The sequence below is a fragment of the Vibrio sp. 10N.222.46.A1 genome (genome assembly GCF_041473595.1).
GTDB classification, from domain to species: Bacteria; Pseudomonadota; Gammaproteobacteria; order Enterobacterales; family Vibrionaceae; genus Vibrio; species Vibrio tasmaniensis_A.
In genome coordinates, this window is record NZ_JBFRSN010001561.1 from 1 (window position 1) to 701 (window position 701).

1 pseudogene is annotated in these 701 nt (G+C 42.4%); it reads left to right on the plus strand.

The annotated features are described in order from the left end of the window. Positions 1 to 588 (plus strand): annotated as a pseudogene (gene bluB, locus AB4496_RS28085) (5,6-dimethylbenzimidazole synthase); the annotation flags it as partial. Between the last annotated feature and the right edge of the window lie 113 nt (positions 589 to 701).

Here is a 701-nt window from a genome sequence, read left to right on the forward strand (position 1 = left end):
AGTTTCTTCCTGATGAGATCCCAGAAGACGTTTTGATGCGTGTGCTAACCGCAGCGCACCATGCTCCCAGTGTTGGATTTATGCAGCCTTGGGACTTTGTCGTTGTCCGTGATATCGAAACCAAACAACAAATCAAAGCCGGTTTTAATCAGGCTCATGCAGAATCCGCGGAAATGTTCACCGATGAAAAACAAGCGATGTATAAGCGCCTAAAGCTTGAAGGTATTGTTGAATCGCCTATCGGTATCTGTGTGACTTGCGATCGCAACCGAACCGGAAAGGTCGTGTTAGGTAGAACCATCAAACAAGAGATGGATCTGTACAGCACCGTGTGTGCGGTTCAAAACTTATGGCTGGCAGCTAGAGCCGAAAACCTAGGCTTAGGGTGGGTGAGTATCATGCACGACTCAACACTACGAGACGCATTAGATATACCAGAAAACATCGATATTGTGGCGTACCTGTGCATTGGTTACGTTGACCACTATCAAAGATAAGCCAGAACTTGAAACCATGGGTTGGTTACCAAGAAGAGACGTGAATTCAGCGATTCATGAAGGTAAGTGGAGCCCTAGTAAAACGGAGTGATTAAAGGCTTTTTTATCTAATTTATTGATATTTAAAGCCAAAACTTGTTATAGATATTTCAGTGTAAAGTTGAATTTATAAATTCATACTGATATTAATGACATTTGACATAC